Source organism: Bacillus cereus group sp. N8, from assembly GCF_016483685.1.
Taxonomy (GTDB): Bacteria; Bacillota; Bacilli; order Bacillales; family Bacillaceae_G; genus Bacillus_A; species Bacillus_A proteolyticus.
In genome coordinates, this window is sequence record NZ_JAEHBK010000037.1 from 1 (window position 1) to 15,812 (window position 15,812).

The following is a 15,812-nucleotide window of genomic DNA, read 5'->3' on the forward strand; positions in this document are numbered from 1 at the left end:
TGTGTAGAGCTTCTAATCTGATATTTTTCCTTTATCATATTGTAACTTCCTTCTCCGTTTAAATAACTTTGAACAGCCGCTAACTTTAATTCTTCTGAATATGTAATAAATGTTGAACCTTTTTTAGTCATGAAAAATCCCCTCCAAGTAATAGTGTAACATCCATGTATGTACATGGTCTTTTTACACTGTCTACTTAAAGGGGATAATATCACTATTGGCAATCTCTTTTATTTATTAACGGAAAGAAGATACGTCATTACCCATTGCTTCGTAGTAATCTAAAATACCTTGATAAATAGCTTCTGCTGCATTTTGTCTTTGCGCTGGTGTAGCTATTTTATCTGCATCACTTTTATTATCTACAAATGCTAATTCTGCTAATACAGCTGGCATTGTATTTTCTCTAGTTACGTATAAGTCCTGATGTTTCGCACCACGATCTTTCGTTCCAAGTGCTTTCACAAGACGCTTTTGAATTTTTTCTGCTAATAAACGACTCTCTTCTACATTTGGATTCGTTGCTCTTGCTCGTGCTGAGTCATAATATAATGTTTCTGTGCCTTGTCCATTTTTCAATTCAGAACCATTGGCATGGATACTTACAAAAATATCTCCATTATTTTGTTGTGCAAATTCTACACGTTTTTTTAAAGAATCAGGACCACTTGTTCCCGGGCGTGTATCATCTGTACGAGTGAATAACACAGTAAACGGTGTCTTTTTCTCAAATATTTTCTGTAATCGTAATGATACATCTAATACGGTTTGACTTTCTTTCTCATAATAACCAGGGTTCCCCGAGTCAATTCCACCATGACCTGGATCAATAATAATCGCTTTACCTTCTAGGAAGTTACCTTGCTTCACTGGATTTAATTGATTTTTATCCACCCATTGGAAACCAGCTCCCATACGGATACGAATCCAGCTATCTTTTTCTTCAATAACAGTTACTTGTTGTGCTTTATGTGTCCCTGCCACTGTAGACGTATGTGAAGCTTCTTGATATGTAGTGAATTCTTGATTAATAGACTCTGTTTTTTCTTGTGATGGTGTCCACTTCTCACCTTTACTTGTTACAACCTTCAACCAACCATCCGCTCTTTGCTCTGTCACTTCAATCATTTGTGGTTTATGTTGAGTGTCAGTAATACCAGATGATAATGATGCTTGATGATATGTAATAAAGTTTCTATTCATATACATTCTTTTCGATGTATTTGTTTTATTTTTATCTGCCATCGCGATGAACTGAGCTGCTTCAGCACGAGTCACAGTACCGTCAGGATTCCAGCCATTTCCTGTACCCATTGAAATCCCTAAAGCTACTAAAATATTAGCTTGTTTCTTACCCCAATGAGGTTCCAAATCTTTAAACTGTGTTGGAAGTTCTCCAATAATTTTCTTATCTAATGAATATGCTTGTACAAGCATAGATGCCATAGATGCACGGTTAATTTGGCTTGATGGATTGAATTTCCCAGTACCATCTCCACTAATTACACCCGCTTTTTCTACCGCAGCAATATATGGTGCTGCCCAATGATCTTGCGAATCTTTAAAAGATGGTTTCGCTTTTGGATCAATTGGTAAACCAAGAACTACCGCTAATATTTTTGCAGCTGATCCTTTATCTACTGCTTCAGATGGAGAAAACGTTCCATCTGGTTTTCCATCAAGTGCTTTTTTCTCTACTAAATAGTCAACCGACTCCTGCGCCCATGTAGGAACATCCGAAAACTTTTTCCCTGCTGCGAAACTACTAACTGGAGACGATAATAAACTTGCGGCTAAAATACCAGCCGCGACTGCACGATACTTCATAAATAATAATACTCCTCTCGAAAATTAACATTTTTAAAACGCATAACCTTAATATACAAATCTTACCAAAAATAAATTAAAAAAAATTAGTGCGCCTCTAGTATTTTATAATACTAGAATTCTATAGTAAACCTACTTTTTTAATATTGTACAATACAATTTAAGTAGTTTTTATGCAAAAAAAGTGGCTGATTCATAGAATCAACCACCCTCTCACTATTCTACTATCATTTCTGATAACACATATGCATAAACAAGTGCTTCTGTATGTACAATCGAGCTTTCATGCGTACGCTCAAATGCGTGAGAAGAATCAATACCAGCTCCAATTAATGCATGTTTCACATCAAATCCAGCGCGAATCGCAGCTGATGCATCTGATCCGTAGTATGGATAAATATCCACTTTATATTCAATAGCGTTCGCTTTCGCCAGTTCAACTAAATGCTTACGTAAAGCATAATGGTATGGACCGCTAGAGTCTTTCGCACAAATGGATACTGTATATTCATCAGATGCTTGTCCATCACCTAACGCTCCCATATCAACCGCTAAATATTCTACAGTTTCTTCTGGAATGTTTGAGTTACCACCGTACCCAATCTCTTCATTATTAGAAATTAAGAAATGTGTTGTATACGGTAATGTTACCTTTTCATCTTGCAATCTTTTAATTAATTTTAATAGGATTGCTACACTTACTTTATCGTCTAAATGACGTGATTTTATGTATCCACTCTCTGTAATTTGAACGCGCGGATCAAATGAAACGAAGTCTCCTACTTCAATTCCTAATTCGCGTACTTCATTTGCCGAAGAAACACGCTCATCAATACGTACTTCAATATTTTGCTCATCACGTTTCGCTTCACCTGCATCTTTATATACATGAACAGAAGTTTGATGCATTAAAATTGTACCTGTATACGTCTTACCGCTTGACGTTTCAATTTCGCAATATTCCCCTTCTACAGAGTTCCAGCGAAATCCACCAATCATAGATAGACGAAGACGACCGTCAGGCTTAATTTCTTTCACCATCGCACCTAACGTATCAACGTGTGCAGTTAATAAACGATGCTGATCATCATTCTTTCCTTTAACCGTTAAAATAAGAGCACCTTTATTATTACGCTTCGTCTCTACATTCCACTCACTTACATAGTTTTCAATAAAATTAATAATTTTCGCCGTGTTTCCAGATGGACTTGGAATAGAGACAAGCTCTTTAATTAATTCCATCGTTTCTTTTGCATGATGTGCCATTGTCGTTTCCTCCTCATTTTCTCTACTATTTAGTATAGCGAAATTACGATAAAACCTCTACTCATATAGTTTAATTTTCTAAATTATAGTAAAATTTAGTTTAGTAAGTGAAAAGGAGATACTAAAAATGAATGTAACGAAAAAACATGTACATATTGCACTTATTTGGTTTTTATCATCATTACTATGTTTACAAGTTTCTTATGTCATTCACACTACTACTTCTATTGCAATCGGCTGGACATTAACAGCTATCTTCTTAATCGTTAGCCTAATTGCAGGAAAAAAGCACAGCGCTACTGAGTAAGCTGTGCTTTTTCTATAAAACTACTCTTCCGAAACGTCCATCAAATAAATCCCTCTTGTAAATCCGCCGCGATCTTCTTCTTTTTGCTTACGAATACGCTCTATATCTTCAATTGTTGCACCTTCTGCGCGCGCTAATGAAACAATAACTTCAAGTGCATCTGCAAGTGAATCTAGCGCGTGTTCACGCTCTTTCATTGAAGCAAATTCACGAATTTCTTCTGTACCAATTTTCGCTAACGCTTGTATGTAAGCTTGTCCTGTTAATTTTTGCGCTGTATATGTTTTTCCAGACATTAAAATTTTCTCTGGGACACGATCTCTTACTAATCTGTTATAAGTTGACATCACTTTTCCTCCCACTTTTAATAACACCCGAGCTCTGCTTTATAGAAAAACCACTCTTTTTTCACACAAGCACTTAACATATCAATTCCCGATCCGTGCGCCCTTACTACCGGAAAGAAATAATGCTCTGGTTCTTCTTTCTTATCGCCGTATAAGGTTTGATACTCATCAGGAATCGCCTCTTTTTTCACATCCCGTTCTTTCTCCACTTCACCTGAGAAAGCAACAATTGGATGTCCCTCAAAGAATAATGCAGTCCGTACCGCAAGAGATGGTGTACTATGCAAAGCATAATATGTAAGTAAAATCATAACGATAACACCGATAATTTTCTTCATTTATACTCCTAAAAAAAGTGCTAACACAATTATACTAAAATGTGTTAGCACTTTCTTCCCTTTATCTCGAATTAACGGGCAGTAAAACTAATAATCCGCGGGGGATAAACAAATCCCCGCGGATCACATCACTTTATTCCCCTTTAAATGCTGGTAAACGTTTTTCTAGAAAAGCAGCAATACCTTCTTTATGATCTGCTGTTTGTCTCATCGCATATTGACCACGTTTTTCGAGCTGAAGCGTTTGTTCTAAATTAGAACGATTTACTTCACATAAAATTTGTTTCGTTTGAATCATCGCCTTGATTGGTTTGTGTAACCATTCATTAATTTTTTGCTTCACAGCCGTTTGGAAATCCTCACCGATTACTTCATCAATTAAACCGATATCTAGCGCTTCTGTCGCTGATAATTTCTTCCCTTCCCAAATAATCTGCTTCGTCATATTTTCACCGACGCGCTTTTGAAGGAAGAAATGGCCACCACCATCTGGAATTAAAGCGATTCCAATAAAGTTCATCGCAATAACTGATGATATATCTGCCATAACATAATCAGCTGTTAATGCAATACTTAATCCAAGTCCAGCAGTTGGTCCATGAATCGCACTAATAACAAGCTTTGGCATCGTATATAACGTCACAACGATTTCAGAAATTGTATTCATGATGCCTTCAAACTTACTCTCATCATTACTTGAAAGCATTGATTTAATATCTCCACCCGCAGAAAAACCACGGCCACTGCCGCATAACACAACAACATGAACAGAACTTTCCGCCACTTCTTTCAACTTTTGTAATAACTCTTTTAACGTTGGTTCATCTAATGCATTTAAAACCTCTGGGCGATTGACCATAACCGTTGCTACGCGCCCTTCATATTTCACAACAACAGATTCTGTTTTACTTGTTACTTCCATTATATATACCCCTCTTTTCCACATAAAGATTATACTTCTATAATTATAGAAAGCATGTTAAAAACCCTTCTTTTTTTCTTAATTTTCTGTCTAATATTCTCGTAATTTGTATATATGTCCGTATAAAACATACAATTTCGTTAAAAAATATAGAAATTAAAGTCGTTTTATCATTGCTTTTCATCTATTTACCATTGCAATGAAATGGTGTATTCTTAAGTTTGATGCAAAAAACAAACATTGAAATTCATTCACCTTACTATGCCAAAAAAAGGCTTTTATACCCATCTCTCGGGTGTTGAAATAAAGGAATGAAGAAATGGAGGAACATATGGTTACTAAGTTGAAACAAACGGATAACTACTTCCCGCATTTCCTATTGCTATTCATTGTGTTTCAACCAATTTTAGATTTATTAACATCTTTTTCAATCTATGTATTACACATGAGCGCAACAGTTGGAATCGTAGTCCGTTTCGCCTTTATGCTTCTTGCATTAGGTTATCTACTTCTTCATAGAAAACAACATGGGGCGAAAAAGTACATTCTCTATTTATGCCTACTCGGGATCGTACTAGCAATTGGTCTTGTAAATAATATGATGGTCAAATCTCCAGTTTCATTTGGCGAAGAAGTGAAATTTATTTTAAAGAGCGTATATCCAATTGTGCTACTGTTTGGATATATTATCGTCTTTAAAGAGTTAAAAAATAAAGAATATACGTTTCATAAAATCATTACATATTTCTTATATGCAACTTTAATTTTTAGCATCACACTGATTGTTGCAATGCAAACTGGTACAGATTTCCCAAGTTACCCTCACTCAAAGATCGGTTCAAGAGGTTGGTTCTTTGCTGGAAATGATTTAAGTTCTATTTTTGCAATTATGTTCCCAATCGTAGTGTTATATTCGATTCATAAAACAACTTCTTTCTCGAAAATCTATTACTGGATTCCAACAATACTTGCGATGTATGCAAGTATTATGGTCGGAACGAAAGTAGGATATGGTGCAATTGTTCTAACGCTTGGCGTGGCACTTTTATTCTCATTCATTGAATATATGGTTCATCGCAAAAAAGAAGGTAAAGGATTCACATATCTCGTAAATACAGTTGTTGTCGCTATTGTTTTAGGAGGTTTAATTGCACTTACACCACATACTCCTATCGCAAAAAATATGGGCATCCACATGCAAATATACGAATACAAAAAATCAGTACAAGAAGAAAAAGATAGAAAAGAAGGAAAAGTAATTAAAGAAGATCCAGACGCAGAGAAAAAACATGCAAAAGGTGAGCTAACAGACTCTGAGGTCAAAAGTTTAATTTACAGTGATCGCGATAAGTTTTTAAAAGTATACAAACAATACTATAAAGACGCACCACTATCACAAAAATTATTCGGAATGGGCTATGCTGGTAACTATACGGTTAAAATTAAATTAATCGAAATGGACTTCCACGATCTATTCTTTGCATTCGGAATCGTCGGCTTCCTTATTTACTTAATACCGCTTCTATACTTCGGTATTAAATTATTCATTCGCGTCATAACAAACTTTAAGAAAATAATAACCGTGAAATATATGCTACTAGCTAGCACCGTTGTACTATCACTTGGAATCGGCTTTATGTCCGGCCACGTATTAACAGCGCCGTCCGTTAGTATTTTCTTCGTTGTTATACTCGCTTACTTAATTGTTGATTTAGAAGCGGAATAAAAGAAGCAGCCATCAGATCTCGGTGGCTGCTTCATCTTTTTTATACAGTCTACTCAGCAAAGACTAGACCACATTTATGACCTGTTTTTTATTGAAAAGACGCTCGAATCTGCTCTAACACCTCATCAATATTATCCTTCGTAATAACAATACCGAAATCTTTCGGGACGTTGCTATCTTCTTCATTCACAACTTTATGGGCGATTAACTTTCCTATTTCCGGTCTGAAATGATGCCCGTCCATATAGTTGTCTAAATTCGTTGTAACGGAATTAAGATACATGAAATGATGAACTTCTCCAAATACATCTACAGCGTCATGAAGCCATCTTTTATAATCTTCCCATCGCCCTGATTGAATCATCGTACGGAATAGTGGCTCTGAAACAGGCGTTGTAAAAATATAAAACTTCGTGTTCGGATTATGAGCCTTTACTGTTCCTAATATTTCTTTCATATTTTGATACTCATAATTCCCGCCATAAATCTCTTTACTAAACTTATCTACTTGCGCCGCTATTTGCGCATCACGCTCTTCTTTCGTATAATCGCGCATCGACTTTACATTCTCTCGATTGTACCGATCAATAGCCGTATTATGATGGATAGAGTTTTCAATTGTATTCTTTGAATAAGTAATCCCGTCCATACTTACATAAGATTTAATCGGATACAATAAACTTTGCGCCTGATTAATATACACTTCTGGTTTATCAAAACCAATTTCCCTATTTTTGTTCGTTCCAAGGAAATCTAAACCAAGTACAATAGACGCGAGTTCACTACCTTTTTGTTCTTTTGCATATTCAATATATGCATCATACTCACGCGGGTCTGTACTGCTCACTGCATAATTAAATGCGTTTAATCCGGTGAAGTCATTCTCATTAATAAAGGTTGTTCTACTACTTCCAAGTATAACTCCATCATATGTAAACGGACGGTACGTTATATAATTCGTTTTCTGCTGTCTCTCGTTAAACCCAAACTGAACATCATTCCACTTATTTTTATGCGGGAATAACCAAAGAGAATCTATATAGCTATTAAATATCCCGACACCTGCCAGAGGAACAAAAACACATACAAAAACGAAAATAAGCCAATGTTTGTTTTTCATATTCTCCACCTAGAAATTAAAGTATAAAAACTCACTAATACTCGTTAAATGTAACACGCTATATACGAGCAATATTGCAGTAAATAAAGCGGTCCATACATTTGGACGGAATGAATCTTTTAACTGAATTGAATTTTTTAAGAAGAAACTAATACATAACGCCCCGAAAATATACGCTACCATTTTCGGATCTAATAAAGAGACATGGTACCCTTCTGTAAATGAAACACCGTACTCTTTTAAAAATTGTAACTTCTCTATTATAAATGATGGGAATACACTATTTGCTAATTCGATTCCATTTAGTCCGAACATTCCTTTTAACACTTTCACCGCATCATGCATAGATGTTGCCCTAAAGAATACCCACGTTATATTAATGAAGAAAAACGTAACGAGCCAACCAGCAAAGGCTGGCATACGCCCTCCTGCTTTACTCCATAAGCGGTGAATAACAGATGCCAAACCGTGCAAGAATCCCCAAAAAATAAATGTCCAACCAGCTCCATGCCAAAGCCCACTTATTAAAAATACAATCATAATATTTACGTATGTACGCGTAATCCCTTTTCGATTTCCTCCTAGAGAAATGTATACGTACTTCGTTAAAAACTGGCTAAGCGTCATATGCCAACGATGCCAAAAATCTTGTATATTCACTGCTTTATACGGTGAATTAAAGTTTTGAGGTAATTTAATATTAAACATTAAAGCGATTCCAATTGCCATATCACTATATCCACTAAAATCAAAATACAATTGGAACGTAAACGCTAACGACGTAAGCCATGCTTCAACAAATGTTAATGATTGCTGCACATCAAACCCTTCATGTACAAGGGGTGATAATACATCTGCAATACCTACCTTCTTGAAAATACCAACTGCAAATACGAATATACCAAGAACGATATACTTCGATTGCCAGTTCTTTTTACTATCATCAGCAAACTGCGGCATAATTTGCGCATGATGCACAATCGGTCCTGCAATCAGCTGCGGAAAAAATGTTACAAACAATGCGTAATCAAGAAAATGACATGCCTTCGTTTCCCCGCGATACGTATCTACTAAAAATGCGATCTTTTGAAACGTATAGAAACTAATCGCAAGTGGTAACGTTAAAGATAATAATGTAAAATGAGTTCCAAATAATGAATTCACATTTTGTAAGAAGAAATCATAATACTTAAAATAACTAAGCATTCCTATATTAAATATTAATCCTACCGTTAAAAGAAGTTTACTCTTATGTTTCACGAGCCTCATTCCGATAAAATAATTCACAATGAGCGACACTAACATAAGCGGTAAATATTTCACATTCCAATAACTATAGAAAAATAAAGAGGCCGCAACGAGCCAAGCTTTCGCTAATGTAGCATGTCCAAATTTATTTAATAGAAAATATAAAAGAAATGCTATCGGTAAAAATAAAAAAATAAACTCAAATGAGTTAAATAACACACCATCTCTTCCCTTCTAAACAAATCACACCTTATTCATCTTATCTTATCCAAATAGTGAGTGTCAAAAGGATTCCGCACCGCTTTTCTTCTATTATATATAATAATCATTTTAATCGAATTATTAACATGATAAAATATTAAAGGCACTTTTATACAAAAAAATATATAATAGAAATGTCGGTTTTTTGCACGAAATGTATCTTTGAAAAAAGTGAGGAGAATCCTTTGGTATTTAGTAGTTCTGTTTTCTTATTTATCTTTTTACCTCTCGTATTATTTTTCTATTTTATAGTGCGTGCCGAGCTACGTAATTTCGTATTACTTGCATTTAGTTTAATTTTCTATGCATGGGGAGAACCACGTTTCGTTCTTTTAATGCTCTTTTCTATTGTATTAAACTATTGCTTCGGCCTACTCGTGCATCATTATGATAAACGAAAAAATATGAAAGTCACATTTTTAATTATGGCTGTGGTCGGGAATATTTTATTACTTTCTTATTTTAAATATATTTCATTTTTCACAGACATTTTAAACAACGCTTTACATTTATCTATCCAGGTGGAACCTATTCCACTACCAATTGGGATTTCATTTTATACATTCCAAGCGATGTCCTATGTCATCGATATATATCGTAAAGACGGGGATGTTCAAAAGAATCCACTTAACTTAGCACTATATATCTCTATTTTCCCGCAGCTTATTGCCGGACCAATCGTTCGTTACAATATCGTTGCTGAACAAATTAAAACGCGTATCCATTCTTTTGAAAAATTTACAGAAGGTCTACAAATTTTCATTCTAGGATTAGCGAAAAAAATATTAATCGCCAACCAGGTCGGATTTGTCGCAGATAAAATCTTCGCCTTACCGCCGTCTGAAATAAGCGCTGGAACAGCTTGGATCGGGATTATCGCCTATACACTTCAAATCTATTTCGATTTCTCAGGATACTCCGATATGGCAATTGGACTTGGAAAAATGTTCGGATTTGATTTCCCGAAAAACTTCAATTATCCGTACATCTCGAAATCTATTTCAGAATTTTGGAGAAGATGGCATATTACACTAGGCTCTTGGTTCCGCGACTATATATACATTCCGCTCGGCGGAAATCGTGTTTCAAAACTAGCAAATTACCGTAACCTCTTCATCGTATGGGGATTAACCGGTTTATGGCATGGAGCAAGCTGGACATTTATTGCCTGGGGCTTATATTACGGCTTTATTATTTCCATCGAAAAAGCTGGATTCGAGAAAATATTAAATAAGCTATGGAAGCCATTGCAACATGCATATGTACTAATTATCGTTATGATCGGTTGGGTCTTCTTCCGGGCTGATAACTTCGCTTACTCGTTCCAATATTTAAAGGCGATGTTTGGCATAGGGGGGCAATCTTTCATCGATGACAACACAATGCTATATATACATGAATACATTGTCATATTTATCATTGCCTTTATCGCAGCGACACCAATTTTGAAACGTGCTAAAAACATATTAGAGCTCGCGCCAAAAACATATACGTTCTGGATGCAAGTTGTACGTCCAATATTATTACTAACATTATTTATGCTTTCGATTATGTATTTAATTAATTCGACATATAATCCATTTATTTATTTCAGGTTTTAACTTATCCCGCTATTCGCCGGGCCACCCGATTGGTTAAGGCTGATAATGAGTGGGGGATGAACAAAACCCCCACTCATTAAAGTTTCACTTTATATAGGAAGGAAAAGTTATTATGAAAAAATTGGGGAACATCGTCCTATTTATCGGTTTTCTCACCATTATCTTTTCATTTGGCATATTATCGCTTCTCAAAACTGACCGAGCAGTTTCGCCCGTTGAAAATCGTCCGCTCGCTCAAAAACCAGCTCTTACAAAAGAAGCTCTAGCAAATGGTAGTTTCTTCAAAGACTTTGAGACATATACAAACGATCAATTAATCGGAAGAGATGATCTCATAAAAAACTATACACTTACCCAAATTAAAATGGGCAAGTCTCTCATTAACGATATTATTCTAACTGATGATAAATGGCTTCTAAAAAACCCTGCTTGGACTACAAAATATAATGAGATTGACCAAGCTATGCCAGCTGTAACAGACTTATCTCAGTTTTTAAAAGAACAAAACGTTGAGTTTTACTTTGCTTTACCACCGTCAAAAACGAATGCATTATCATTTAAATTACCTTCCCATATTCACACATATGCACAGGAAAATTTAAATTATTTTCTAACGAAACTTCCAGCGGACGTAAAACCAATTAAACTCATGGATTATTTTAAACAAAACTATACAAATGAAGAAATACAAAGTATGTACTTCAAAACAGACCATCACTGGAATATGGATGGTGCATTCTTAGGCTATCAATATATAATGAACACAATCACGCAACAATCTTCTATATATAAAGGAAAAGAAATAAAAAAAGAAGATTATACTCGTACGTGCGCTCCAAATAAACACCTAGTCGGAAGCTTTAACAACCAGCTATACCAACTAATCGATGCAACTGGAGAAAAACTATGCTACTACACACCAAAAGACGGCTTCAACTTTACAAGCGTAGCCGCAAAAGATGTAAACGGCACCGTATATCGCACATTAGATGAACTATATGGCATAGAAAAACAAAAAGACACAACATCATACGCCGGCTATTACGCAAACGACTATCCAGAAATCGTCATCGAAAATAACAATGCACCAAATGATGTACGAGCTTTAGTCCTAAAAGACTCATTCGCAAACGCAATCGTGCCTCATTTAGCACAAAACTTCAATCACACATCCATTCTCGACCTTCGTCACTATCACGAAAAGGATGTATATCAATACATTAAAGACAACAACATTAACATGGTATTGTTTGTGTATAGTGATTCGAATTTGAGTGGTGAGATGTTTAAGTTTAAGAATTAAAAGAAGCCTCTTGTACATGTACAAGAGGCTTCTTTGTATTAAACAGACGATAAAAAAATCAGTGAAGATGAATCCCCACTGATTTTTCATTCTATCTATAATCGAATTATAGATTTGGGTTGTTAAGCACGTTCACGTGTACAGCTTGTGAACCGATTTCGCTTGTTACAACGTCTTTATCACCTAATACTTTGAATACTAATGTACCTTTGTCAGTGTACTTAGTAGTTAAAGTGTTGTAGATGTCTGCACTGAAGTTTGGAAGTGCAGAATCACTTGTTTGAGATACTGTTACATGACCAAGCTCTTGATCGAATATATCGAAGTGAGCATTGCCATTTGTATCAAGGTAAAGTTTACCTTGGTCGTTACCAGATTTTACAACACGTACTTTATGTTGTGTTTCTTTCGTTAAGTTAATACCTTTAACGATATCATCATAGTTACTTCCTTCAAGTTCTAACACAGTACCGATGTTAATTTTCTTCTCAACGAAGTTTACTGTTTGAACTGGTTTGAAGTTTACAGATTTAATAGCGATTTTCTCTTGAACGATTTCGATTGTCGCTTTACCAGCAGTTGCACCATTTTTCGTTAAGTGGATATCAACTTTACCTGGAGTTTTACCCGTAACAACAACTTTATTTCCAACAATTTTAGCTTCAGCTACTGCTGAATTTTTAGACTCAACTACATAACCTTCTAAGTTTTCAGGATCAGAGTATACGCGATCTGAAGTGTACTTAGATAATTGATATTCAACTTTGTTAGAAACATTTAGGTCAAGTTTTGTGTCAGGTGATGCACCGTAGTTACCTACTTTAGATACAAGTTCAAAGTTTTTGAATGCAACGTTACCTTCTGTTACGTTCACATATAATGAACCTAAAGTGTCACCGTTAGCATTTTGGAAGTGAACTGTGCCTTCGCCAACTTCGTTACCTGTAACACCAATAGTTTTTGTACCGATTGAACCAGAGTCAGTTGTTACTACATCTAATCCACCTTCTGCAACTACACCTGTTTTCGGAAGAGCTTCTTTAATTGCAGCTGTGTTAGCACCAAATGGATCGCCATATTGGTCAGTTGTTACGAATGTAACAGGTAATGTTTTATTTTGAACAACTTGTAATTTGTCTGGATTAGCTTTTACTGATACTAATTTACGAGAATCAGTCGTTACTTTAAATTTAACATCTTTCGTAACGTCGCCTACTTTAATAGTAAGTGTAGCTTCACCAGCAGCCTCAGCTGTAATGTAGTTGTTTACTACAGAGATAATACCGTGATTTGAAGACTTAATGCTAATTGAGTTTGGATCAACTACTTTATCTTCTCCAGCAATTGTAGCAACTACATTATGGATTTGTGCTTTTTCACCAACTACTAACGTTTGGCTGTTTAGCTTGAAGTCTTTTCCAGTAAGTGTATTACCGTATACGACACCGTTTTTATCCGCATCTACCGCAAATGCGGTATTTTTAATTGCAGAAGCTGGTGTATCAAGGTTTTTCACTGTAATAATACCAGTGTTAGACACTGTTAAACCACCGCGTTTTGTAACTTGTACTTCTACTTTATAGTCACCGTGTGAAAGACCAACACCAAGTTTACCTGTAGAAGAAGTTGCCTTTCCATTCTCAAAAATGTATGCTGGTGAACCATCTAAGTTATTTGCTACAAATTTGACGTCATGATTTGCTAAGTTTAAGTATTCAACATCAGCGTTACCTTTTTCGTCATTTAATTTAAAGGCAACTGCTTGACCAGAACGATCATCATCAAATGTTAATTTTTCTACAGCTAATTTTTTAACTTCGTATACGAATTTCGCTACGAATGATTGATTTTTCACTTTTACAGTAAGATCTTTATTTGGAGCTACTTTACCACCAAGTGTTACAGTTGCAGAAGTACCGTCAGCACTTGCTTCAATCGCAACAGCTTTGTCTCCTTCAAGAGTTACATCATCAGCAGAAAGTTTATCTAAGCCAGTTCCTGTTAATGTTAATTTCGTTGGTTCAGAAATTTTCACATCAGTTACATATGCTTGTGAATTATCTTTTTTTCCATATTTTTTATCTGTTAATGCAATAAATTGAGCTGCTTCTGCACGAGATACAGCTTTATCTGGCTCCCATTTGCTGCCAGTACCTACAGAGATTCCAAGATTAATTAGGATGTTAGCTTTTTCTTCACCCCAATGATCTCTTATGTCATCAAATGTTGTAACTAACTCGCCGTTAACTTTATCTTTTAAGTTATAAGCATTTACTAGCATAGAAGCGAAAGAAGCACGATCGATTTTGCCGTTTGGATAGAAGTTTTCTTTTCCATCACCTTTAACAATACCTGCTTTTTCAACTGCTGCGATATATTTTGAAGACCAAATATTTTTAGCATCTTTGAAAGATGGTTGAGCATTTTCATCAACTGGTAATCCTAAAATTTTAGTGAAAATTACTGCTGCAGAAGAACGATCGATTGATTCAGCTGGACCAAATGTACCATCTGGTTTACCAACAATTGCGCCTTTTTCTACTAAATAATTAATAGAAGCTTCTGCCCAATCACCTGCTGGAACATCCGGGAATGATTTACCTGCTGCTGCTACTGGAGATACAACTCCTGCTACCATTGCTGCTGTCATTGTACCTGCGATTAGCTTTTTGTAAGAGTTAGTCTTTGCCATTTTATAATTTTCCTCCTTCAGGAATATGCTACTAGTTTCATATCATATGTAATTTGAAAACTAGCTAGTTAGAAAAGCCATAAAACAATAAAACGCATTAACAAAAATATAAAATACCATAAGAAAAGTAGTTCATAAAATGATACAAACCGATAAATGTAAATATAAGGTTTAAATACCATTTTTTGAAACAAGTTCATCATACTATACAAAACCATTCGTTATCAAGAACTTTCTCAAAAGAAGATTCGACACATTCTGATAATTCAGTCTTTTAATTGTATTATTTAGATATCAATAATACCAAAATATAGAAATGAACAAACTGTTTTTCTATAAATCACTCTCACTGCGCTTCGTATATTTTTCATATCGAATACACAATTGGAATTATAGCATATATTTCCACTTCGTCGCCTAAATGTTTTTTACAATAAATGCAATTTTCAGACTACACTCGACTTAAATTATTATAATTCGACATTCCTTTCTTTTTTTCGAATGTTTTTTCAGCGAAAAATGATGAAGATTTACAAAATATTTACATATTAATGGGGTGTTTTTCCATTTTCGAAAACGCTGTCAATTTGTTTCTCAATAAAACTAACTATAAATCTTCAAAATATGATTAATTTTTTAAAGATCGTTCTTTATAAAAATTAGACCATAAAAAAAAGAGCCCACATAATGTGGACTCTTTCCATTGAAATTTATTTCAATTAACGAGCTGCTGTTACTGATTTGAAAGCAACAAGTTTGTTAGCTGCTGTATCAACTGTATTTAAAGTTTCATTATTTTTAAGTTCTTTAGCTTTAAGTGTTAATGTACCAGTTGCAAAGTTAACGTTCTGTGC

12 protein-coding genes are annotated in these 15,812 nt (G+C 35.1%); 4 read left to right on the forward strand and 8 right to left on the reverse strand.

Annotation, left to right across the window (positions count from 1 at the left end):
• Positions 1-237: 237 nt before the first annotated feature.
• Both JDS80_RS26680 and JDS80_RS26685 read right to left on the reverse strand, forming a co-directional pair.
• A complete protein-coding gene (locus tag JDS80_RS26680) occupies positions 238-1,827 on the reverse strand; it encodes an N-acetylmuramoyl-L-alanine amidase (RefSeq protein WP_199640399.1) in 1,590 nt (529 codons plus the stop codon).
• Positions 1,828-2,043: 216 nt separating this feature from the next.
• Complete coding sequence (locus JDS80_RS26685) at positions 2,044-3,093, reverse strand: M42 family metallopeptidase (protein WP_199640400.1); 1,050 nt, start codon at positions 3,091-3,093, stop codon at positions 2,044-2,046.
• 127 nt (positions 3,094-3,220) lie between these two features.
• Here JDS80_RS26685 and JDS80_RS26690 point away from each other — a divergent pair, with 127 nt between their 5' ends.
• Positions 3,221-3,400, forward strand: a complete 180-nt coding sequence (locus JDS80_RS26690; protein WP_071747964.1) for a hypothetical protein — start codon at positions 3,221-3,223, stop codon at positions 3,398-3,400.
• A gap of 20 nt (positions 3,401-3,420) precedes the next feature.
• Here the strand turns inward: JDS80_RS26690 and JDS80_RS26695 are convergent, their stop codons facing one another.
• The 3 genes from JDS80_RS26695 to JDS80_RS26705 form a co-directional block, all read right to left on the reverse strand.
• Complete coding sequence (locus tag JDS80_RS26695; protein ID WP_199640401.1) at positions 3,421-3,747, reverse strand: nucleoside triphosphate pyrophosphohydrolase; 327 nt, start codon at positions 3,745-3,747, stop codon at positions 3,421-3,423.
• Positions 3,748-3,764: 17 nt separating this feature from the next.
• Entirely contained in the window at positions 3,765-4,085 is a 321-nt protein-coding gene (locus JDS80_RS26700) for a hypothetical protein (RefSeq protein ID WP_199640402.1), read from the reverse strand.
• 133 nt (positions 4,086-4,218) lie between these two features.
• Positions 4,219-5,007, reverse strand: coding sequence for an enoyl-CoA hydratase (locus tag JDS80_RS26705; protein WP_071747965.1), 789 nt, complete (start codon positions 5,005-5,007; stop codon positions 4,219-4,221).
• 331 nt (positions 5,008-5,338) lie between these two features.
• Between JDS80_RS26705 and JDS80_RS26710 the strand changes: the two genes are divergently transcribed.
• A complete protein-coding gene (locus JDS80_RS26710; RefSeq protein WP_199640403.1) occupies positions 5,339-6,733 on the forward strand; it encodes an O-antigen ligase family protein in 1,395 nt (464 codons plus the stop codon).
• An 88-nt stretch (positions 6,734-6,821) separates the two neighbouring features.
• Here the strand turns inward: JDS80_RS26710 and JDS80_RS26715 are convergent, their stop codons facing one another.
• Both JDS80_RS26715 and JDS80_RS26720 read right to left on the reverse strand, forming a co-directional pair.
• Positions 6,822-7,853 (reverse strand): hypothetical protein, encoded by a 1,032-nt coding sequence (locus tag JDS80_RS26715; RefSeq protein ID WP_199640404.1) that lies wholly within the window; start codon positions 7,851-7,853, stop codon positions 6,822-6,824.
• Positions 7,854-7,862: 9 nt separating this feature from the next.
• Positions 7,863-9,320, reverse strand: coding sequence for an MBOAT family O-acyltransferase (locus JDS80_RS26720; RefSeq protein ID WP_199640405.1), 1,458 nt, complete (start codon positions 9,318-9,320; stop codon positions 7,863-7,865).
• Positions 9,321-9,547: 227 nt separating this feature from the next.
• On the opposite strand from JDS80_RS26720, the gene JDS80_RS26725 reads away from it, so the two are divergent.
• Together JDS80_RS26725 and patB1 are read left to right on the forward strand one after the other, a co-directional pair.
• Positions 9,548-10,963 (forward strand): MBOAT family O-acyltransferase, encoded by a 1,416-nt coding sequence (locus JDS80_RS26725; RefSeq protein ID WP_199640406.1) that lies wholly within the window; start codon positions 9,548-9,550, stop codon positions 10,961-10,963.
• A gap of 112 nt (positions 10,964-11,075) precedes the next feature.
• Positions 11,076-12,266, forward strand: coding sequence for a secondary cell wall polysaccharide O-acetyltransferase PatB1 (gene patB1, locus JDS80_RS26730; protein WP_071747970.1), 1,191 nt, complete (start codon positions 11,076-11,078; stop codon positions 12,264-12,266).
• Between the two features lie 106 nt (positions 12,267-12,372).
• Here patB1 and JDS80_RS26735 read toward each other — a convergent pair whose 3' ends face one another.
• Complete coding sequence (locus JDS80_RS26735) at positions 12,373-14,958, reverse strand: S-layer homology domain-containing protein (RefSeq protein WP_071747971.1); 2,586 nt, start codon at positions 14,956-14,958, stop codon at positions 12,373-12,375.
• Positions 14,959-15,812: the final 854 nt, after the last annotated feature.

Bases quoted from the DNA above. Each gene is read 5' to 3' on its own strand.
- JDS80_RS26680 (WP_199640399.1), bottom strand. From the start codon at position 1,827: ATGAAGTATCGTGCAGTCGCGGCTGGTATTTTAGCCGCAAGTTTATTA.
- JDS80_RS26685 (WP_199640400.1), bottom strand. From the start codon at position 3,093: ATGGCACATCATGCAAAAGAAACGATGGAATTAATTAAAGAGCTTGTC.
- JDS80_RS26690 (WP_071747964.1), top strand. From the start codon at position 3,221: ATGAATGTAACGAAAAAACATGTACATATTGCACTTATTTGGTTTTTA.
- JDS80_RS26695 (WP_199640401.1), bottom strand. From the start codon at position 3,747: ATGTCAACTTATAACAGATTAGTAAGAGATCGTGTCCCAGAGAAAATT.
- JDS80_RS26700 (WP_199640402.1), bottom strand. From the start codon at position 4,085: ATGAAGAAAATTATCGGTGTTATCGTTATGATTTTACTTACATATTAT.
- JDS80_RS26705 (WP_071747965.1), bottom strand. From the start codon at position 5,007: ATGGAAGTAACAAGTAAAACAGAATCTGTTGTTGTGAAATATGAAGGG.
- JDS80_RS26710 (WP_199640403.1), top strand. From the start codon at position 5,339: ATGGTTACTAAGTTGAAACAAACGGATAACTACTTCCCGCATTTCCTA.
- JDS80_RS26715 (WP_199640404.1), bottom strand. From the start codon at position 7,853: ATGAAAAACAAACATTGGCTTATTTTCGTTTTTGTATGTGTTTTTGTT.
- patB1 (WP_071747970.1), top strand. From the start codon at position 11,076: ATGAAAAAATTGGGGAACATCGTCCTATTTATCGGTTTTCTCACCATT.
- JDS80_RS26735 (WP_071747971.1), bottom strand. From the start codon at position 14,958: ATGGCAAAGACTAACTCTTACAAAAAGCTAATCGCAGGTACAATGACA.